This window comes from Paenibacillus sp. JJ1683 (genome assembly GCF_053006485.1).
Map to the genome: position 1 here is coordinate 4,476,032 of NZ_CM129820.1, position 21,074 is coordinate 4,497,105.

The 21,074-nt window shown below is 46.9% G+C and carries 22 protein-coding genes and 1 pseudogene; 8 read left to right on the plus strand and 15 right to left on the minus strand.

What is annotated here, in order from left to right:
* Window positions 1-100: 100 nt before the first annotated feature.
* The 5 genes from ACUC6J_RS19145 to ACUC6J_RS19165 form a co-directional block, all read right to left on the minus strand.
* On the minus strand, window positions 101-886 hold the full coding sequence (locus ACUC6J_RS19145; RefSeq protein WP_016818529.1) for an SDR family NAD(P)-dependent oxidoreductase: 786 nt from the start codon (window positions 884-886) through the stop codon (window positions 101-103).
* A gap of 104 nt (window positions 887-990) precedes the next feature.
* The gene (locus ACUC6J_RS19150) at window positions 991-1,629 is read right to left on the minus strand and encodes a TetR/AcrR family transcriptional regulator (protein WP_016818528.1); all 639 of its coding nucleotides are present in this window, start codon (window positions 1,627-1,629) and stop codon (window positions 991-993) included.
* Window positions 1,630-1,795: 166 nt separating this feature from the next.
* Window positions 1,796-2,431, minus strand: coding sequence for an NAD(P)-dependent oxidoreductase (locus tag ACUC6J_RS19155; protein ID WP_447249284.1), 636 nt, complete (start codon window positions 2,429-2,431; stop codon window positions 1,796-1,798).
* 90 nt (window positions 2,432-2,521) lie between these two features.
* Window positions 2,522-3,532, minus strand: coding sequence for an MBL fold metallo-hydrolase (locus ACUC6J_RS19160; protein WP_447249285.1), 1,011 nt, complete (start codon window positions 3,530-3,532; stop codon window positions 2,522-2,524).
* A gap of 23 nt (window positions 3,533-3,555) precedes the next feature.
* Window positions 3,556-4,341 (minus strand): class I SAM-dependent methyltransferase, encoded by a 786-nt coding sequence (locus ACUC6J_RS19165; protein WP_447249286.1) that lies wholly within the window; start codon window positions 4,339-4,341, stop codon window positions 3,556-3,558.
* Between the two features lie 264 nt (window positions 4,342-4,605).
* Between ACUC6J_RS19165 and ACUC6J_RS19170 the strand changes: the two genes are divergently transcribed.
* The gene (locus ACUC6J_RS19170; RefSeq protein ID WP_016818524.1) at window positions 4,606-5,484 is read left to right on the plus strand and encodes a DUF72 domain-containing protein; all 879 of its coding nucleotides are present in this window, start codon (window positions 4,606-4,608) and stop codon (window positions 5,482-5,484) included.
* Here the strand turns inward: ACUC6J_RS19170 and ACUC6J_RS19175 are convergent.
* The 5 genes from ACUC6J_RS19175 to ACUC6J_RS19195 are packed head-to-tail and all read right to left on the minus strand — an operon-like array spanning window position 5,476 to window position 10,515.
* Window positions 5,476-6,591, minus strand: coding sequence for a tetratricopeptide repeat-containing glycosyltransferase family 2 protein (locus tag ACUC6J_RS19175; RefSeq protein ID WP_447249287.1), 1,116 nt, complete (start codon window positions 6,589-6,591; stop codon window positions 5,476-5,478). The genes ACUC6J_RS19170 and ACUC6J_RS19175 overlap by 9 nt on opposite strands.
* Window positions 6,591-7,463, minus strand: coding sequence for a class I SAM-dependent methyltransferase (locus ACUC6J_RS19180; RefSeq protein ID WP_447249288.1), 873 nt, complete (start codon window positions 7,461-7,463; stop codon window positions 6,591-6,593). Before ACUC6J_RS19180 ends, ACUC6J_RS19175 begins: the two co-directional genes overlap by 1 nt.
* The gene (locus ACUC6J_RS19185) at window positions 7,456-8,805 is read right to left on the minus strand and encodes a nucleotide sugar dehydrogenase (RefSeq protein ID WP_447249289.1); all 1,350 of its coding nucleotides are present in this window, start codon (window positions 8,803-8,805) and stop codon (window positions 7,456-7,458) included. The genes ACUC6J_RS19180 and ACUC6J_RS19185 overlap by 8 nt, the downstream gene beginning before the upstream one ends.
* Before the next feature lie 2 nt (window positions 8,806-8,807).
* Window positions 8,808-9,788: a polysaccharide biosynthesis protein gene (locus ACUC6J_RS19190; protein ID WP_447249290.1), complete on the minus strand. Its 981-nt coding sequence runs from the start codon at window positions 9,786-9,788 to the stop codon at window positions 8,808-8,810.
* Window positions 9,789-9,807: 19 nt separating this feature from the next.
* Window positions 9,808-10,515: a glycosyltransferase family A protein gene (locus ACUC6J_RS19195; RefSeq protein ID WP_107734882.1), complete on the minus strand. Its 708-nt coding sequence runs from the start codon at window positions 10,513-10,515 to the stop codon at window positions 9,808-9,810.
* Window positions 10,516-10,729: 214 nt separating this feature from the next.
* On the opposite strand from ACUC6J_RS19195, the gene ACUC6J_RS19200 reads away from it, so the two are divergent.
* Window positions 10,730-11,443, plus strand: a complete 714-nt coding sequence (locus tag ACUC6J_RS19200) for a GT-D fold domain-containing glycosyltransferase (RefSeq protein WP_447249291.1) — start codon at window positions 10,730-10,732, stop codon at window positions 11,441-11,443.
* A 209-nt stretch (window positions 11,444-11,652) separates the two neighbouring features.
* On the plus strand, window positions 11,653-12,780 hold the full coding sequence (locus ACUC6J_RS19205; RefSeq protein WP_447249292.1) for a GDSL-type esterase/lipase family protein: 1,128 nt from the start codon (window positions 11,653-11,655) through the stop codon (window positions 12,778-12,780).
* Window positions 12,781-13,003: 223 nt separating this feature from the next.
* On the opposite strand, the gene ACUC6J_RS19210 is transcribed toward ACUC6J_RS19205, so the two are convergent.
* Entirely contained in the window at window positions 13,004-13,420 is a 417-nt protein-coding gene (locus ACUC6J_RS19210) for a hypothetical protein (protein WP_447249293.1), read from the minus strand.
* Window positions 13,421-13,583: 163 nt separating this feature from the next.
* Here ACUC6J_RS19210 and ACUC6J_RS19215 point away from each other — a divergent pair, with 163 nt between their 5' ends.
* From ACUC6J_RS19215 to ACUC6J_RS19235, 5 genes and pseudogenes are all read left to right on the plus strand, one after another.
* Complete coding sequence (locus tag ACUC6J_RS19215; protein ID WP_447249294.1) at window positions 13,584-15,563, plus strand: methyl-accepting chemotaxis protein; 1,980 nt, start codon at window positions 13,584-13,586, stop codon at window positions 15,561-15,563.
* Between the two features lie 57 nt (window positions 15,564-15,620).
* Window positions 15,621-15,797, plus strand: coding sequence for a YjfB family protein (locus ACUC6J_RS19220; protein WP_016818514.1), 177 nt, complete (start codon window positions 15,621-15,623; stop codon window positions 15,795-15,797).
* 187 nt (window positions 15,798-15,984) lie between these two features.
* Entirely contained in the window at window positions 15,985-17,340 is a 1,356-nt protein-coding gene (locus ACUC6J_RS19225; RefSeq protein WP_017427362.1) for a dipeptidase, read from the plus strand.
* Window positions 17,341-17,584: 244 nt separating this feature from the next.
* A pseudogene (locus ACUC6J_RS19230) lies at window positions 17,585-17,716 on the plus strand (putative RNA methyltransferase); the annotation flags it as partial.
* A gap of 132 nt (window positions 17,717-17,848) precedes the next feature.
* Window positions 17,849-18,448, plus strand: coding sequence for a methyltransferase domain-containing protein (locus tag ACUC6J_RS19235; RefSeq protein WP_447250308.1), 600 nt, complete (start codon window positions 17,849-17,851; stop codon window positions 18,446-18,448).
* A gap of 70 nt (window positions 18,449-18,518) precedes the next feature.
* Here ACUC6J_RS19235 and ACUC6J_RS19240 read toward each other — a convergent pair whose 3' ends face one another.
* The 4 genes from ACUC6J_RS19240 to ACUC6J_RS19255 all read right to left on the minus strand — a co-directional run bounded on the left by ACUC6J_RS19240 (window position 18,519) and on the right by ACUC6J_RS19255 (window position 20,801).
* Complete coding sequence (locus ACUC6J_RS19240) at window positions 18,519-18,953, minus strand: hypothetical protein (protein WP_016818511.1); 435 nt, start codon at window positions 18,951-18,953, stop codon at window positions 18,519-18,521.
* Between the two features lie 108 nt (window positions 18,954-19,061).
* Window positions 19,062-19,553: a hypothetical protein gene (locus ACUC6J_RS19245; protein WP_013372771.1), complete on the minus strand. Its 492-nt coding sequence runs from the start codon at window positions 19,551-19,553 to the stop codon at window positions 19,062-19,064.
* 166 nt (window positions 19,554-19,719) lie between these two features.
* Complete coding sequence (locus ACUC6J_RS19250; RefSeq protein WP_016818510.1) at window positions 19,720-20,202, minus strand: hypothetical protein; 483 nt, start codon at window positions 20,200-20,202, stop codon at window positions 19,720-19,722.
* A 371-nt stretch (window positions 20,203-20,573) separates the two neighbouring features.
* A complete protein-coding gene (locus ACUC6J_RS19255) occupies window positions 20,574-20,801 on the minus strand; it encodes a helix-turn-helix domain-containing protein (protein WP_013372773.1) in 228 nt (75 codons plus the stop codon).
* Between the last annotated feature and the right edge of the window lie 273 nt (window positions 20,802-21,074).

The window sequence follows — 21,074 nt, forward strand, 5'->3', positions numbered from 1 at the left end:
TATTGAACTAGAAGCAATCAGACCCGGCATATAAGAAATCTCAGCTTATTGAGCGGTAATCCTGATTAAAGTATAGGCTATCTTGATTCTTAAATTGCAATCAATTTTGAGGTCGTAGTGTACGTTCCACAATGTTAAGTGTGGATTGACGAGAGAAAAATCGGGATACTTGGGCTACCCAATAGTTTTGTCGACCCGATATCATATGACTGCGCCCTTTTTCAAATGCTCTCAAGGCATTATTGACGACAGTCTGGGGTGTTTCTCTGGAACCTACAGAGGCTTCACTGGAGCCTACCACATCAAAAAATGAGGTTTCGGTTGCACCTGGACAGAGGGCGAGCACTTTGAGTCCCCGTTTTCGATTTTCGGCCCACAGCGCCTCGCTAAACGAAAGTACGAATGCTTTGGTTGCTCCATATACGGCCATATAGGGATCAGGCTGAAATGCAGCGGTGGATGAAACATTGATGAGTCCCCCATCCCGGTTACGCAACAAATCAGGCATAAATGCATGTGTGATATCGACTAAAGCAGCCACATTGAGCATCACTTCCTCATGCTGTCTTTCTCCTGAAACCTGCTCAAAGTACCCGTAGGTGGCAAAACCGGCGTTGTTAATCAGAAGATCTACCTTGAGTTGTTGATTTTGAACCTCCTGATGCAATGTTTGGGGAGCTCCCGATGAGGATAGATCGAGCGCAATCACCGTAGCTTTTACGTTATATTTAGCGGAGAGTTCTTTCGCCAGTGCTTTTAGCTTTTTTTCATTGCGCGCTACCAAAATGAGATTACATTGCTTAGCCGCGAGCGAATAGGCAAATGCCTCACCAATCCCGGATGAAGCCCCTGTGATGAGTGCTGTTTTGTTTGCATACCTAAACATGATGATGACCTCCATAGTATCGTCGTTTTATTTAAGAAACACTGTTACCACTACTCTATAATGAACTGAAGCCATCACGATGACGACCTCAGTACACTTCATATTTACGCTGGAGATGAAGAGGGTTTACATACATCGAGCGTATTCTTCAGTGTAAATGCATACACCTCTTGGGCCATGTCCACAGTCAAAAAATGACCTGCAAATTGTAGATGTATCACCCCGTGTAAAGCTGACCACAGCATTCGGACAACCAGCAGTGGGTCCTGTTCTTTCAGTGCTCCCTGCTCCATAGCATGTATGACGGTTTGTAAGATTCGCGATAATGCCGTTGTGGTACCCTCCAAGCTCTGTTCATCCGGCTTAAAATCAGATAATGCCCCGCCAAACATCATTTTGTAATAGGCTGAATGAAGCCGCGCAAATTTCCAATATGCCCAGCATAAAGCTTCCAGATCAGCGAGTACGTTTTTCGTAACAGGTACTTGTTCAAAGGTTTCAGCCAATAGCCGGCATCCATCCAGATACATTTCATTGGCAAGACCGTCCTTACTGCCAAAAATACTGTAAATGATCTTGGTGGAACAGCTTAATTTCTGTGCAACTCGCCGTACAGTCACTGCCTCAGGCCCTTCTTCTGCAAGAAGGATGCATGCCGCATCAATCACATTTTTACGGAGCAATTGCTGCTGCTGTAGCTTCACCTCAGAATAGGTTTTATAAGGTTGCGATGGCTCAGACATCGTTCAATGCACTTCCTTTGTTCATCTCAGAAACACTGTTTCCTTATAGAATCATAGTATTCCATCCCTAAATGTTTGTCAAATAAAAAAGAGCGCAACATAAGTAGATACACTTACTGCGCTCTGGTTGGATGTTAAAAATGAAGCTATGTTTTGCGTTCCACGATCAATAGGCAATGCCCACCCTTGTGCGGATAAAATCGCAACTTGTCCATTGACGATAGGTAAAATCAGCTGTATCCGCAGTGGAAATTTGTGAGCCGTCTTCAGGCAGAAAATCTTTTTCCACGCGATATACACCTGTACGTCCGCCATCTGGCAAATAGGTTGGACATATGACTGTCCAATCTAGTGCCGATTCACGCAGCAATTCGTACACTCGCCGATGCTCCTCGGCCGCGCGGGTGCTGCGTCGCCGGGTATCGGAGGACTCGTACCGATACAGGCTCGGTTCGGTCCGGCTTTGCAAAATCCCTGCCGTTCCTACTGTTATGAGCCGGTGAATGGACTGCTCCTGCATCAGCCGGATCAGCAGACCTGCACTAACGGATAAGGTGGTGGTTCCATCTGTATTCAGCGCACTGATCACAACTGTTGGCCCGCCTTTCAGCGCTTGTGCTACGTCCTCCGCGTTGGTGGCATTACCTTGTACAATTTGCAGCTGTGTCCCGTATTGGGATGCGAAATCCTCCAACTTGTCCGGTGAACGAACTAGGACGGTTACGGTATGACCATCCGCTAACGCATATTCTAATATAAAACGGCCCACACGTCCGGTAGCTCCCAGCAGCAGCAAATTCATAAAAGCCTCTTCCCCGGCATGCATGCCGTTCATGTTGTTCTGTCATGTTGCATTGTCATATCACTATACTCGCTCGTTAACTCCACGCCATTATTGATAGCAAAGAGGATAAAAGCGCGTGATGGGACTCGTCTCGCTCATAGAGGCTCGTTCACGGCGCACCAGCTCCACCAGGTGGGCCAGTGTCTCGGACATGGCAAACCTTAACTGGTGAATCCCCAGCTTGTCGCCGAACACGGCAATGCACAGCTCATAAGCTGTGCTGCCTTCTGGTGGAATCAGCTGCCAGAATTTCTCCAGCCGTTCTTCATGATGCGCCAGCAATGCTTGCGTCCGTTCGCGAAAATACCCAAACGGATTGCGGTGTCCGGGATATGCCCATGCGACCTCTAGCTCAGCTAGGCGCTGCAAGCCGTCTATATAAGACTTCAGCGGCTGGGCATCACTACCGGGCAGCAGACTGATATTAGGGGAAATCTGCGGCAACACTGCGTCACCGCACAGAATAACTTCGCTATTCGGCTCATATAAGGACACGTGTCCAGGCGCATGCCCTCCAGTCTCTACGGGCATCCAGCTGCGTCCGCCTAATTCCAGACGAGCGTCTATTCCGGTAGGAATGAAGGTAATCTCAGGCTGCGGATTCACTTGCAAATAAGCCTGCTGCATATGTAATTCCAAGGCTGATACCTGTTCCAAAGGAAAGCCATGCTGGACAAAAAAGCTGGGCAGCCTCTTCTCCATAGCAGTCGTCAATTCTGGAGCGTCCCACATCATCATCGCTTCCTGATGGCTGCGAGCTGACATATGTACGCGAGCCTGACCTTGCTGCTGCATCCACCCCGCCAGTCCATAATGATCGGGGTGATGATGAGTCACCACAATGTCTGAAATATCCTCAAAGGACATTCCCAGCTGTTGGAACACATATGCCCATTCCGCCTCTGTATCCAGATTGCGCGGACCTGGGTCTACAATTGTAAAACCGTGCTGTCCCTTGAGCACATAGCTATTCACCCAGCGCAGCGGAAAGGACATGGATATTTTGACCTGAAAGCCTCCGTCTATTCGCTCACACGGCGTAAGCTCTGGCAATTTCATGGCTTCCCCTCCGGCCTTCTGTTTCAAGCCCGCACACCGACAAAAATCATTCGGGGCGAAGCGTCTTCTATATATTGATCTTCATCATAACTTCCGTGCACCTGCTCTACGGATAGCCCGGCTTGTTCTAGCAATCCACGGAACTTTTCATACGGATATAGCTTTACTCGCTCATAGTACACACGCGCAGGTTGTGCGTCAGCACGAGTGGCATCCAGCTCAGAGGCTGCTTCTGTGGTCGTCACAGATGCGGCTGACCGGATGGCAATTTGCTTTTTCACAAATCCATCTTCAATGACCCGATGCTCCTCAATCCAATTTCCCTCATCCTCCCGGGACGAATGCGGTACCAAATGTGCAGCTACGTAGGAAGGGTTCAAATAATCTATAATAAAACGACCTCCCGGTTTCAACAGCCGATAAATTTCCTTTAATACCTTAAGCTGCTCCTCATCCTTCTCAAAATAACCAAAGGAGGTAAACAAATTGACCACCGCATCAAAGCTTTCATCCAGCGGCACCGCTCTCATATCCCCTTGATGCCAGCTTACCCGCCCTTCGGAATCCGCCACATACGCCTCTCTCAGCAGTACATTGGACAGGTCCACACCCGTCACCTTATACCCTGCATCGGCGAGCGCAAGCGAATGACGTCCCATCCCGCAGCATAAATCCAATACGCTGGAACCTTGCGGTAATTTGAGCCAGGAGATCATTTTTTGCACTTCCTGATAGGCTCCCTGAAAGTCGCGATGCTTGTATACCAATAAATAATCTTCCCCAAAGCTTTGCTCGTACCATTCTGCCATATCGTTTCTCCTCCATGAACTCATTTCGCTCTATTACATACTATATTAGCTTTTTTAAACTGGAAACTCAAAAACATTACGAATAAGCATTTTGCAAAAGCACCAAGCTTCCTGACATGAGAGCATGTTACAATAACCGTATTTGAGCTTAAATAATCATAGGAACTTCATACCCACTTCATGTGATTTATCCCATTTTATCATTAAAATGAATCATGGGAATGCCTTTAGAGAGGTTTCATGCAGGAAAGGAGCGGCAAAGTTATGATTCAAATTGGACTGACGGGTTGGGGCGATCACGATGACTTGTATCCAACGGGCACTAAAGCTAACCAAAAACTAAGTGTCTATGGAAGCCATTTTCCCGTAGTAGAGATGGATAGTTCTTTTTATGCGGTACAGCCTACGGATCGTATGGCACGCTGGGCGACGGAAACTCCAGACTCCTTTTCATTTCTCGTCAAGGCCTATCAAGGCATGACCGGCCATACCCGCGGCAAACAGCCTTACTTCAAAACCATTGATGCGATGTATGAAGCGTTGCATGCATCCATACTGCCTCTTCGCGAAGCGGGCAAGCTTAAAGCCGTGCTGTTTCAATACCCGCCCTGGTTCGACTGTACACGTGAGAATGTCGCCATATTGCGAGACACGAAAAATAGGATGGGAGAGGTCCCATCCGTACTTGAATTCAGACATCAAAGCTGGTTCACACCAGAATTTCGGAAGCAAACGCTGGCATTTATGCGTGAAGAAGGCTGGATACATAGCGTATGCGACGAGCCGCAGGCAGGCCCCGGGTCAGTTCCCATTGTACCGCTGGCTACAGACAGCAACCTGACCATCGTACGTCTCCACGGACGGAACATATCAGGCTGGAATCAAAGCTCGGCACCTAATTGGCGGGAGGTTCGTTATCTGTATCGGTACAATGAACAAGAATTGACCGAATGGAAAGACAGATTGCTGGAACTGGAGCAGCAAAGCCGTGAGGTATGCGTTATATTCAACAACAACTCAGGTGGAGACGCCGCTGCCAACGCCAAGCAACTCATGACCATGCTGGGCATGGAGCCTAGACCTTTTCCACCTCGCAAGCCACCTGAAGCGGATCAAGGGCCGGAACAGCTTGAGCTATTTTGACGGCCGGGCTGTGGGTGAAAGTTTGGGCATAGCCTCTCTGAGCTTGCGTTCGTTATCCAGCAAATGCGGGTCATCTGGCAAATAACGTAAAGCGACTTGGTTGTGCTCATATGAAGCTTCCAGCTTACCTACATGGGCGTAGCAATGACTGAGTCGTACATGAGGTAACCAAGAGTAGCATGGCAGTGGGACAGGTCTCATACCAGGAAGGTGATGCTGTTGCTCCAATGCTCTTTCATACCAGTATGCGGCAGTACTCCATTGATTCCTTGTGAAAAACCAGTCCCCGATCATGCAGCACAGGTCTGCTTGCGGTACCCCGTATCGAAAAGAGCGTAACAAACGATCCAGCTGTTGTTCGGGCTTCCCGAGATGGAGATAGCATTCAGCCGCTCGCGCACAAGCAGTAATGCGATCCTCCTGGTAGCCGCTCGGCTCCTCCAGCAGATGGTCGAAGCCCTCTGCAGCCTCGGCATATTCCTTACGGTCAAAGCATTCATTGGCGTGAAAATACAGCAGACGCCCTTCCAGCTTGCCGCTTTCGCTGATCCACCGGGCGAGAATACGCTGGTTACGGAGCGTATGGTCTTGCATTCGGCGATGTGTCACTGCCACATCCGCATGCACGATTTGCCCCTGAGGTATCACCAGATCCTCATGCAGACGCCCTTCCCAGCGGTATTGTCGCTCCCGCTTCACAAGGCGAATACGGCGTGAGCTGAACAACGGTTCCCCCCGCTCACCCTCTGCCAAGTGAAGTGGCATCACCACCGCGTCGATATTTTCGGACAAACGCTGTTTTAAGGAACGAAGACGTTCACGATCGGGTTCCAGCAGCACATCATCCGCATCCAGCCACATGATATAGGAACACGTTGCCTTGTCAAACGATTCATTACGAGCGGCGGCAAAATCGTCCTTCCATTCAAACGTATATATCCGATCCGTATAGCGGGCTGCTATCGTCTTCGTCTCATCCGTTGATCCTGTGTCCACAATGATGATTTCATTCATCAGGTCTGCGACCGAATCCAGACACCGGGACAGTGTTAACGCCTCATTTTTTACGATCATGCACAAGCTGAGGGTCATTGGATGCTCAGTCATCACTTCACGTCATCCCCTTTACCGTTGGCTGATTCTTCCGTTGTTTTTCCGGTAGACTTGCCATCAGTATATGCACCTCTCCTCTCAGCCTGCGTCTTGTCTATCTGTTCGACATGCGTAACCCTTTCCAACGGCAAAAGTTGTTCCTCCATATGCCGGATTCGCTGTACCGCCTTGTCGAGTGCGGCCTTTCGCTGATTCATTTTGCGAACATGCTGCTGCTCTACCCGTTGAAACTGCTCCTCATCCAGCTTCATCCATTCATTCAGTTGCTCTGTCCCTGGCTTGGCCTCACGCAGCTCTTTCGGCTTCTTGCGACCTGCAAAGCATAAATATTTATGGTGTACCTCCAGCGCTTGTTCTGTAAAGTAAGGGTACAGCACACGGGAGAGACTTCCGGCATAGTAAGTCCGTTTGTGATCGTGAAACGGATGATATCCATAAGGTACAGACAGGACGAGCGTCCCCTTTTTATTCAACAGGCGGTAAGCATGAGCCAGCAGAGTGTCGGGATGCGCAAAATGTTCCAAAATCTCTCCTAAAATAATAGTGTCAAATCCGCCGGGAGGACGTTCAAATTGTGAAATGTCCTTTAACTGAAAGTGGACTCGTCCCCTGACGGGTGCAGATTCCTGTCGAAGCTCTTTTTTTGCATACGAAATGCTGCCCTCTTCCAAATCAATAGCCGTTACCTCAAAGCCTTCCCGCGCGAGCAAAATGGACGTTATCCCCTGACTGCATCCAACATCCAGCACGGTACGTCCCTGTACATGGCGGCAAATCCAATGAATTCGATTGCGGGTGGCTTCATGGGATTCCTCTGAATTGATCTGCCCGTAATAACGTTCGTTTACCTGATCACGGTTAGCCAATAGAGGCGCCCCCTCCGTCACCAGGTTGCCCCAAGATCACGACATGTCCACCTGTGCAGTGTGCAGTCGCATTACGTGTGTCGAAGACCAGCGGAGCATGGTCAACCAACTGTTGATAGTTCACCACAGAATGGTCTGTCGTGATGACTACGATATCTGCACTTTCCCACAGCTGGGCATTTGCCGTCCGAGATGGAATTTCTTCACCGTTCAGCTTAAAACTCGATACATACGGGTCGGTGAAGCTAACCGAAGCGCCCATTTTAGTTAGATGCTCGAACAAGACAAGCGCTGGGGATTCGCGAACATCATCAATGTCCTTTTTGTAGGCCACACCTGCCAGAATAATATTGGCCTTGTTTATGGCTTTCCCTTCCTGAGCGAGCATGGATTCGATTCGCTCCGCGATATACAGCGGCATACGCCGATTCATGCGGTCTGCCAGATCTACGAATTCCAGCGGAAAACCGTGCTGTTCCGATTTCCACGACAGATATAGCGGATCAACCGGGATACAGTGTCCCCCAATGCCTGGTCCTGGATAGAAAGGCATGTAGCCGAACGGCTTGGTTGCCGCTGCATCCAGTACCTCCCATATATTGATGCCAATTTTCTCACACGCCGCTGTCAGCTCATTGACCATTCCAATGTTGACACTGCGAAACGTATTCTCAAACAGCTTGGCGGCTTCAGCCACAGTTGTCGAGCTAACCGGAACAATCTGATCCAAAAAGGATCCGTAAAAACCTGCTCCTGCTGCCAGACAATCCGGTGTGCAACCGCCGATCACCTTAGGGGTGTTGCGAATGTTAAAATGGACGCTGCCCGGATCGACACGTTCCGGTGAAAAGCACACATAAAAATCCTGACCCACTGTCCATCCCCTGCGCTGCTCTATCACTGGCCGAATCAGTTCTTCGGTCGTTCCCGGATAGGTGGTACTTTCCAGAATCAACAGCGTTTGTCTACGCAAATGAGGTATGGCCTGATCAATGGCTGTCTCAATATAGGACGTATCTGGTTGATGTCCGTCCGTCAGCGGTGTAGGCACACAAATCACGACGATATCCGCATGCTCCAGCACCTTGATATCCGTAACTGGATGCAATTGCTGCCCGATCAGACCTTCCAATGCATCATCGCCAATGTCTATGATGTACGACTTTCCTTGAAGTAGCTTGGCTACTTTGACGGGATCGGAATCCACGCCATATACATCATAACCGGCCTTTGCCATTTCCACTGCCATGGGCAGCCCTACATAACCGAGGCCGATCACTGCCACCTTTACCGTTCCTTTTGTGATTCTTTCCATAAGCTGCAAAATACCCACCTCTTTCATCGTTACTCCATACCTTGCAGTAACTCAGCAATTCCAGCGCGATCCATTAACTCATCGTCCGAGCGATATTGTTCGAAGTTCACCCGCTCCAATCCACCATATTGACTCAACAAACGCTTGTCTGCTTGCTGGGGAAGAATAACAAAATAACGATCATCATAGCGATACGTGTGCGGCACCTCATAGGGCGAAATCAGCACCTCATGTAGCTTTTCCCCACCACGTATACCAATTTCCTTCACTTTTAACTTAGGCTGCCCCGCCTGTTCTTTCATCACTTCTGCCAAATCCGCAATATTGCAACCCTTCATTTTCATGACTAGTATCTCTCCACCAATCGCCGTAACAGAAGCCTTCAGCAGTAAGCCAATCGCCTCTCCGAGCGTGAGGAAGAAACGTGTCATATCTGGGCTCGTCAGCGTTAAATCCTGTCCTTCCGCGATCTGGCGCTTGAACAGAGGCACGACACTTCCACTCGTTCCGAGCACGTTGCCGCCGCGAATACACACAAAGCGAGTACGTTCACTTAAGGCGTTGGCGCGGATCATCAATCTTTCGCCAATCGCCTTCGTCATGCCATATACATTCACCGGGTCTACAGCCTTGTCTGTAGAGACATCAATGACTTTGGCGACTCCCTGCTCTATGCTGGCCCGAATCACATTTTCCGTACCATGTACGTTCGTCTTGAAAGCCTCTTCCGGCTGCTTCTCACACACAGGAACATGCTTTAATGCCGCCAAATGGAACACATAATCTATCCCGCGACAAGCCTCCTGCAATGCCTGAAGGTCCCGAATATCTCCAATCATGAAATTCAGCCGGGGATCAGACTGGAATTGCCGCTGCATGGCAATCTGTGCAAATTCACCGCGTGAAAAAATACGAATTTCCGCTGGTCCCTCCTTCAGCAATTCAGCCGTCAGGCGTTGCCCCCAAGATCCCGTTCCTCCGGTCACCAGCAGTTTTTTTCCTTTGAACAATATAATCTCCTCCTGACCGTTACGAATTGGCAATGCCTGTGCCCAAAAATTCAGCCAGCACCGCGTTCATTTCATTTTCTGAGAGTCGATCCTTTGCCGGCACCTTTTTCACCGATGTATTGGCGGCATGAATGACATTCACATAGTTGCGAAGCGGAATCACCTCATGCGGCAGCTCCGTTACATATCCGTGTGTGCCTTTCCCAGGAATAACGACACGGTAATCATTCAGAAATTCCTCTACTTGATAGCGGAACACATAAAAGGAAGGCGAGTGGTGAAACACAGGTGCCATCTGCCCCTCAACCGCATCCCACAAGTAACCCATTTGATTTACCAGCGCAACCGTATCCGGTTGAAACTTGTAATCATGTAATTGCTGTACAAAGGATTGGTGATACAAATCGTCGGAATCTATTCGAGCAATAAGCAGTTCGTCCGCTCCTTCGATGTACGCATTGATACGACGTTTACTTTCAATGCTCGTACCAAAACGGATGTGCTCAGGAATGGGCTCCCGTTGGGCCAGTTCCTCTTCCACAATGTCGCTGCATCCACCCGCCAGCTTGACGACAGATAAAAAATCCGTATTTGTCTGATTGAGCAGACTACGCAGCGTAAAGGTTCTGAATATATCCAGTCGCTCGCTGATCCACTCACGTGTCAGGCGGTTGGGATTCATCCCATAGTTATTAAAATTAATTTCAATCACAATCTTGCGATTCATTGATCTTCCTCCCTTTCATCCGTCTTCTCTCAAGTTATGAAGACGCTTCTGAAACGGCACGTACAGATGCAACAACTCTCGCAAAAATAGGTAGAATCGAAAAAGAATAGCCGTTCATACAAAAACCTTTTAACTTTCGACATATGATAGAATACGAAGTTTTTTGCTCTATTTGAAAAGTTGAACAAGCAGGACTGACAGGAGGAAACAAGATATGACGGATTCAAAGTATCTGGAGATTGACGAGGTATTGAAACGTTTGAAGCTGGCACTCGATCAGCACCAGCCCTTCTCGCTCATACGTATTGGAGATGGCGAAAATTTGGTATTGGCTCAAGACACCGTCTGGCCGATGGAAAAGGTGTTACAGGAACGCTGGGCGGTCAAAGCCAATCTCGGCCAAAAGGGACTATTTCTGCCCAATACGGAACTACGAGACGCAGTGGCAGAGGCAGTGAACAAAGCCAGCATCGCAGGCATTTTGCCATATGATGACGAGTCTATTAAGGCACCATCCTATATGAAGCGGGAGTTGACCGATCAGGTCTTTGCTCACTACGCTCTTTCCCCTGCGCTGACTTGCCATGCCTGCCTGAATCGATATTTAGCGGAGACACCCGCATTCTGGGACATCTTGAAAAATCGACGCATTCTGCTGGTGACCCGAACGGCCGCTGAAGTAAAGCCTGTTCTTGAAGCCAAGCCGTACGGGCTGCATATCGCGCACACGCTCGCATTTCATCAATATGAACAGATGCCGGAAACACTCGAATGGATCGCAGCACATAAAGATGACTTTGATATTGCGCTGTTCTCTTGTGGTGTCAATGCAGTGGTATTGGCGCAAAAAACAGCAGAATTAACTGGCAAAGTAGGTATAGACTTCGGCAAGGCGATTAATATCGTCATGTTCGGCAAAGCGAATTAAAGAATAATAGTAATGTCTTAAAAAAATTAGCTTCCTTATCTGTGCTCCTCATATCAAAAAAAGCATCAGCAAAATGAAATCTGCTGGTGCTTTTTACTATCCATTGCTGTTCTAAACTTACTTAAAAATAGAATTGAGATTCCCTGTCACTTCTTTTACAATATTACAGAAACTAGCATTCATTCGAGATCATGAGGAGGATGTTGAATATGTCACATAACAAGAGATTGAAGACATATCCAATTGCAAAAACAAAGCATGTAAAGGTTCATGGTCGAACTACGCCAACTCTCACCCCTCTCACTCTATTTTGGACAGGCAGCGGCATTGAATTGAATATGACAGGCTCAGAGCTATGGATTGAAATAGAAGCCGATTATCAGGTGTATGAGCCCTGGATCAGTATTGTCATCAATGGTGTCCCGATGAGTCGTCTGATGGTGACCGCTGGTCGGCATTGGATCTGTCTTTTGAGAGGATTGAACTCTGACACGGTCAAAAATGTCCGTCTCGTCAAGGATGCCCAGCCTATGAGCTCGGACCCGCGCTGCTTGTTGCAAATTCATGCCCTAAAGGTTGACGGAGAATTGCTGCCGGTCCCTGATAAGCCCCTCAAAGTAGAGTTTGTCGGGGACAGCATTACTTCGGGAGAAGGAACGATTGGAGCGAAGGAGGAGACCGACTGGGTTCCTATGCTGTTCACGGCCCTACGCAATTATACAGCCATAACAGCCGAGGCACTGAATGCGGATTACCGAGTATTCTCACAAAGCGGATGGGGTGTGCTAACAAGCTGGGATAACAATCCACATGGGAACATACCGGCATATTATGAGCAAATATGCGGTGTGCTCATCGGAGAGAGAAATGAAGCATTAGGAGCATTTGCCGATCATGATTTTACCTCTTGGCAACCGGACGTGGTCGTAGTGAACTTAGGGACTAATGACGGTGGAGCCTTTTATTCTCCAGCATGGACAGACCCAATAAGTGGGAAAGTGTATAAGCAACGTTTGAATGAGGATGGCACATTTAATGAAGAAGACGTACAAGCTTTTGAAAACGCTACCGAACGCTTTCTTGTCAAGCTTCGGAATTGCAATCCTACTGCCCATATTGTATGGGCCTATGGGATGCTTGGTACTCCGATGATGTCAGCGATCTATCGGGCGGTCGATGCGTACAAGAAAAAAACGAGGGATCGCAGTGTGTCCGTATTCCAACTGCCCAACACGACAGAAGAAACGATAGGATCTCGCAGCCATCCCGGACTCCTCGCCCATACCAAAGCGGCAGACGAGTTGACTCAGTATTTGCGAGAAATTTTAAAGAATTAGCAGCCCGTAAAAGCAAATCAACTCTGTTGTACACACCATGAAGTAATCACAACAACCATATCATTTATGTTCTCGGTGTTGTAAGGAGTACAGACAGCCACAAGCCTGCGGCAAATGTCTACCCCAGGCTGTGGCTGCTAGGCTTAAAGCGCAGCTGCCTAATCATAGGAAAACCATGAACAGGCAGCGAGCTCTGAACCGGAGAATACTTGTATGATATATTTTACAAAAACGGAGTTGAAGCGATGCCCGTGAATACCTCAGGACCATTGCGAACAGTGGTCGATACACCCGAAATATAAGAAGAATATACCGTTTGTATGGCCCAGGGAGCGGACAGATCCTGTGCATTAAAAGCTTGCGTTTCATTAGATCCTGTCACGCCTAATACCCCCTCGGCGCGGTAGACTACCTCGTTCGGATCATAGTCGGCTCCACGTACGATTTCCACCGTATACGTATCACCAAGCTCACCGATCAGGCCAATCGAACCACTAAAAGTCACAATCGGACTCGGCGCAAGAAAGGTTCGCAGCGTAATCATACCGAATCGCTCTGGTACTGGACCCAATTGAATATCGGGACCCTCCCCTGTTTTTGATGAACTGGTGGAGCTTCTCATATCCAGAAAAAAACCCATACCTTATCCCTCCAAGTTGCATGATACTCCATGCTATGCAAGCAATTCTTTGGCGTATTGGACAAATTAGTAATAAATCTATCAATTCAGCTCGAAAAAACCGATAGTAAATACATATGGTATAAGCTTTAGAATGAATATATAGATAGAAAGCAGGGGTTTGATGAAACAACTGAAACGACTGAAAACATTAACACTACGCAAGAAATTGACAGCGGCATTCCTGCTGGTCATGCTTGTTCCTAGTATTATTGTGGGCTCTTTCTCATATCAGGCAGCGTATAACCAGACAGATCGCCAATTACTGGACAGTGCAACATCTAGCGTGACTGCAGCTGATCGCGCAGTTACTCAAACGATTCAAGCCAAACTAGCTGATCTTGAATATTACTCCACAACGTTGACGGCTAGTGATAACAGCGCTGAAGCAGATGATGCCATTCTAAAAAGATTACAAGTGTATTTGAAAATGCATGCGGAAGTTGTTGATATGTTTGTAGGAACTCCCGAAGGTAAACTTATTATTGGCAAAGCCGTAGGCTCCACAAACGATCCTCGGGAACGTCCGTGGTATAAGCAGGCCATGGAGAAACCCGGTCAAACCGTAATCAGCCCTGTCGGGCTCAATACGGCCAAGGTCCCCGTTGTGTATATTTCACGTACACTTCCCGACAACAGCGGTGTTCTCGGTCTTTCTCTGAATTTGAATAATTTAAAAGAAATCACAAAGCTAAGAATCGGACAAAATGGCTATATTGTGATATTTGATAGTACCAAACGTATCGTTACTCACCCGACAGAAGTCAGCGGGAGTACCGAAATGGGAGAAAAAACGCCTGAATTGTTTGACTCCAAGGAGGGTAGCTTTGATTACAATGCTGCTGGTGTAGCTAAACATCTGATTTTCAAAACCAATGAGTTGACAGGCTGGAAAATTGCCGGAACGATGGACAAATCAGAAACCCGTGCCTCCGCCCAACCTATTCTTCTCACGACAATCGTAGTGTTGGTTATTGCAGCCATCATCATTGGTGTGCTCGCAATGTGGCTAATCAACAGTATCCTTAAACCCATCCATAGATTGCGTAATTCTATGGATGCTATCAGCCAAGGTAATCTATCGATTAACGTGGCTACGAACAGCACAGATGAAATTGGCGAGTTATCAAGATATTTCCAACAAATGGTGGATAACCTACGTAACATGATTAGAGAAATTCAAGCAATGACAGGTAATTTGTCAGCATCTTCGCAAGAGCTTGCCGCAGGTGCAGAACAAACGACCCGTGCCATCGAGCATGTGACCATAGCCATTCAAGATGTGGCTGCCGGCAGCGAACGTCAGGTAGACAGTGCTAAAGATAATCAGAAACGAGTTAGCGGCATGTCTGCTGACATTACAGCTATGACCGACACCATGGCAGAAATGACCACTTATTCCGCACAAGCTATTCAGGCGTCGGATGCAGGCAGTGAGCATATCGGCAATAGTGTCATCTCCATCGATGGAATTCGCACTACCGTGGAAGAGCTCGATACGATTGTCAGCGCTTTGAGTGACCGTTCCGGACGAATCGGGACGATTGTCACCGTCATTACGGAAATTGCTAGCCAGACTAATCTGCTTGCACTGAACGCTTCTATTGAAGCAGCACGAGCTGGGGAGCATGGCAAAGGTTTTGCTGTCGTAGCAACAGAGGTCCGCAAGCTGGCTGAAAACTCAGCTTATTCCGCACAGCAAATTCGTGAACAGATTCAAGGGATACAGAGCGGTGTATCTGAAGCCCTGGTCGCTATGGAATCTGCCAAGGAACGCGTAACGGAAGGCATCAATTCCATTGATCTATCCGGTCGCTCCTTCTCACGCATCCGTAGAGCAGTAGTCAAATCAGCGAAGCAACTCGATAACGTGGCCGCTTCTACCGCAGGAGTAGCCAATGGAACGAATGAAGTCGTTAGCAGCATGGAGGAAATTACACGTATTGCTGAAGAAGCAGCATCTCATACAGAGACCGTGTCCGCAGCCGCAGAGGAACAGCTCGCCTCCATGGAAGAGATCGGTTCGTCTGCCGCAGATTTGACCCGTCTGGCAGAGCAGCTTCAAGATTTACTGACACAATTCCAATTGGATGAAACAAAATAACCATTCCTACCGATAAATACAGAGAAAGCGAATTTTCAAAATGAAGGAGGATGGAACATGGATATCGCAGCATTATCCACAGGTATGAGTCAGGCCAGCTTGGCTCAAGCCGTAAGTGTGAAGGTATTGGGTATGGCTAAGGATCAGGCCAGTGAACAAGGACAGGCTTTGGTACAGATGATGGAAAAAAGCGTACAACCGCATCTTGGGGGTCATCTGGACATCCGGGCATAAGTACATCCTATTCATGATGAAAGGCGATTCTACTCAGGTCTGTACAGACCCGGGCAGAATCGTTTTTTTTCTCCCTATTTTTCGTTCAGCATAAAACGTAGTAAACTAGACATATCGTCCACAACCTCGGTTCGGAGGATAGCGCAATATAAACATGATTTACATTTAAAAGGAGGATACATAGTTTATGAGTTATACTGAATATTTTGAAAAAGCCAGAGAACAACAACTGGGCGAACTACAGGAATGGCTGTCCATTCCGAGTATCTCCGCATTATCGGAGCACAAAAAAGACATTAACCAAGCAGCCGAATGGCTGGCGGCCAAACTGACTGCTGCAGGCTTGGAAAACGTTGAAATTATTCCAACCAAAGGCCATCCGTTAGTGTACGCAGACCATTTGCATGCACCTGGCAAACCAACCATCCTTGTGTATGGACACTATGATGTGCAACCTGTGGACCCGCTTCACCTGTGGGAAACGCCACCGTTTGAGCCATCCATTCGCGATGGAAAATTGTATGCGCGCGGAGCGACCGACGATAAGGGGCAAGTTTTCTTGCACATTAAGGCGGTTGAGGCCATTTTGAAGCAGGAAGGCAAATTGCCGCTGAACATCAAGTTTTGCATTGAAGGCGAGGAAGAAGTGTCCAGTCCGAACCTGCTTGAGTTTTTGCACACCGGCGCTGAACGCCTAGCAGCTGATGCTGTACTGGTGTCTGACACCTCTCTGATCGAAAAAGGGAAGCCTGCGATTTGCACAGGTTTGCGCGGACTGTGCTCACTGGAAGTCGCCATTCACACGGCGAACACAGATCTTCATTCCGGTTCCTTCGGTGGCGGTGTGCCGAATGCCCTGCATGCTTTGGTGTCCCTGTTGGCAACCCTGCATGATGACAAAGGCCGCGTTAGCGTCGAAGGATTTTACAACGATGTTGCTCCATTATCGGCAGAGATGAGAGAAGAATTTGCGAAGCAAGGCTTCAATGAGAGCAAGCTGCAACAAGATCTTGCACTTGATTCGCTCTATGGCGAAGAAGGGTTTAGCTTCGTCGAGCGTGTTGGGGCTCGTCCTACACTGGAACTGAACGGCGTATATGGCGGCTTCCAGGGTGAAGGTACGAAAACGGTCATTCCGAAGGAAGCTCACGCTAAAATCACATGCCGCTTGGTAGCTAATCAGAATCCGCAAGATATTCTGGACAAAATCGAGCGCCATTTACGCGCACACGTTCAAGCAGGAGCTACCCTGGATATTCAACAAGGTGAGAAGGCGAACGCCTTTAACATCGACCCGTCACATGCGTTTTTACAAGCAGCAGCGGATGCCTTTGAGAAAGTATACGGTGTACGTGCCCTATTTACCAAGGATGGAGGCTCCATTCCGATCGTGGAAACCTTCTCCCGTGTGCTGAGTGCTCCAGTTGTATTGATGGGCTTCGGCTTGCCAGATGAAAACCTGCATGCACCAAACGAGCATTTTAATTTGGAGAATTTCGACAAGGGTCTGCTGACGATTGTGGAGTTTTTGAAATCTGTGTAAGCATATGACAACTTCTAATGGCTAAGTTACAATAGAGAGGGCGAAAGCCCTTTCTATTTTTTTAGAGGAGCGCTGCACAATATGATTATTCAGTTCATTCGTTTACGGTAATGTGAGGTACAGTTCATGAAAACTCAATCATTTTTTCGAAAAATGGGTTGGGTTTATTTGGCTGTGCCTTTTTTCATTCACCCAATACGAATGAACGAGGTGCTTTTCTATGTCCAAATGGAATAAACACGAGATGAAGGCTAGCCTGATCAGGAAGCATCAACATCTTTTTAGTTGTCCTGTATGTTCTCAACCCATGCGTATGGTGGAAGGTAAAAGCCTCCTATGTATGAATCAGCATTGCTATGATCTTTCAAAACACGGGTATTTACATTTATCCGCCCGATCCCATAAAACCAAATATGATAAACAACTATTTAACTCCAGAAGAATGATGTGCAATAGCGGATTTTTTGATCCTTTAAATGAAGCCATAAGCTGCACGATGATGAAGTTTATGAAACCCCTGTACGATCAAAAATCACATCTGTACTTGCTGGATGCAGGTTGCGGGGAAGGTTCCCCTTCGAGCCACATTCAGGATAAGCTTACCTGGAAGGGAATCACCGAGCTTACAAGCGTAGGTATGGACCTGTCTAAAGAAGGTATTGTGGCCGCAGCCAAAGCATATCCTCATGCCCTCTGGTGTGTTGCCGATTTGGCTCATTGCCCATTTGCAAATGAACAATTTGACGGTGTACTCAATATTTTATCCCCTTCCAATTATGCTGAATTTAAAAGGATTCTTTCGGAGGATGGCTGCATTCTAAAGGTCATTCCCGAACCATATTATCTTCAGGAATTGAGATGCTTGTATGAACAGAAAAAGCCAACTTATTCAAATGACAATATATTAAGCCGGTTTAAAGATAGCTTTAATCTTCTATCCGCCGAACGAGTAACCTATCGCTTTATGCTAAATGCCGACCTTGTGGAGCCTTTGCTCCATATGACTCCCTTATCGTGGGGAGCTACGGAAGCAGACTGGCAGCGAATGCAGGAAATAGATTTACCGTATGTCACCGTAGATTTACTCATCTTATGCGGTAAAAAATAACATACCAAAAAGCATTCACAGCATGTGATTACGCATGCTCGTGAATGCTTTTTTTCGTTAATGCCGTCGCTTAAGGAAAACGAGTGTAGCGCAACAGGTGAACCAGCCGATTCAGCCGTTCTATCTCCCGATCCAGCTCATGCAGTGGCTGCCCCGCCAAAGCAGCGTTCGCTCTCCGATCACGTAGCGGATTTATTTTCCGGCCAATGAGTTTCAGCACGGTGGCCTTCCCCATGTTATTCACCACCACATATTGCGTTAGCGGATCAAGCTCAATCCACAATACATGGTGCTGTTGAAAAAACAACAGTAATTGCTTTTTTAACTCATCCAGCTCATAAGGCTCACCTGCAATTTGCGGCTGATGATGAAAGGCAACATAGCCCATCACACGCAGGTCACTTATGATTTGTTCCAAATGAAGCGTTTCGTTTATGTACACATTGTTCGTGCTGATGCGGTTTCTTGCACCATTCGTACGATTTTCCCGGATGACGTTCACCACCTGACTATCGTTTATTTTAAGGTTTATCTTTCCCCTTTTTCACTGTAGCGCAATCGGTTTTAAAAAATCAGAACGTATACAAACCTTATGAACAAAAAAACAACCGGCTTATACGCCAGTTGTTTCCCGTTCCACAAAATACTTATTGGTCATATAATGAGCCTTGCCTCTAGAAGTATCAACCATTCCCTTTTTGTTGTCGAGAAAAACAATCTCCCGGCATTTGGTGCAGTACCACTTGGTCCGCTTGAAGGGGGATTCTGTTACATACGATGTACCACATTTGCAATCTACTTTAATTAAGGTTTCTGTTGATTTGTAAGCTTGAGACAGCTCTCTTAAGCCAGTATCCGGCTGTTGAATCGGGATAATGACCTCCTGATAGCTTGAATACTGATTGTGCACTTTAAAGTCAGCCACCAGTTCCGCATGCAGTCCAAAGTACTCTTTGCCAATCTCGGTTACAAATTTCTTGCCGATTCTGTAACACTCAAGCCATTCCTGTATCTGTTGATTAGACAAAGGCACCGTGCCCTTGATACCACTATTTAATGTGTAAGTCATGATGTATAAAGTATCATCTTGTCTATGTCCGTACATGAGAAGCCTCCTTATAATACACTTGATAATGTACTACAAAGCGTACAAAACATCAATTTTATTATTTGGCAAAAGATATAGTAGCATTTCCAAGTATGGATTTAATATATGGTGAAAAGCATATAAAGACGCGTGCGAGTCTGTTAGAAAAGCAACTGACAATCTGTCAGTTGCTTTGTCTTTCTACATAGTATTTGTTGGTCATGTACCAGGCCTTGCCTGTATTCGTATCCACCATGCCCTTTTTACGATCCAGGAACACAATATTGTTGCATTCCTTGCATGACCACTTGGTTCTCTTATGAGGTGATTCTTCTATGTAGGAAGCACCACATTTACATTCTACCTGAATTAATGTTTTATACTGACTATACGCTTCTACCAGTGGGTCCAGATCTACAGCTTTACGTTCCATTACAGGCTGTATCATGGATATGTGTTCTCTCTGCTCCGAGTATTCATTATGTACCTTGAAATCTGCTACCAACTCAGGGTTTAAACCAAAATATTGTTTGCCCACAACTGTTACAAATTTGCTGCCGATTCGATATGCTTTAATCCATTCCTGCACCTGTTTACTGGATAGGTCGACTGTTCCCTTTATACCGCTGTTCAGCGTGTAAGTCATTGAGTGTTGGTTGGGTGTCATATGTCTTATCGTTCACCTCCGATCAAGAATATACCACAGGTAGTCCTAAGCAAAAACCCGATTCAACTTCCATCCTGTCGTCATGCTAATTTGTATTTCATTCTTAGACTATCACCAGATGCATTTCTATCTAAATACAACTTTGTGGTACAGCTTCCACCTCAATTATTCATATAACTTATTGGAAAACGCATGGTATTTTCTTCCTTATCTATATAGTACACCACTTATACACAAATTCCCACATATTTCAGCGGTTTAATCGTTTTTTTCGTCATATCCTCAGCATGATCAAAACAAAAGCCTTCCCGACCACCCTTCATTGTTGAAGGATCATCGAGAAGACTTTGTACCCCGCAAGGAACGAGAGGTCAGATTTTTAATTCGCCAAGCCTGATTAATTCTACGACCGCCTGTGAACGACCTTTTACGTTCAGTTTCTGCATTACGTTGGAAATATGGTTACGCACCGTCTTCTCACTAATAAATAGTTGTCCGGCGATGTCACGCGTTGTTTTGTCCTGCACGAGCAGTTCAAATACTTCACGTTCACGGTGAGTTAACAAAAACTTGTTTTTCTGGTCGTTACCCTTCGTCAATTTCACCCCTCCTTGCTCGGGTTTTGTGTGGTGTAACAAGGTTAAGGGATACAGTCAACACATTTTATGTCATGTGCTCAGGTATGGTTCAATGTGCGGATAAAAATGGGCATAGGCACCTTACTTGTAGCTTTAATGACGAGTTGAACTTTGTGTCTAAAATATGTATTGACAGGCATATAGGCCAGCCTTATGATAAGAAAAAATGCGACTGATAATCATTATCAAAAATGATAATTCGTTATAGAGATCGCGCTACAGACTATGGTTCAG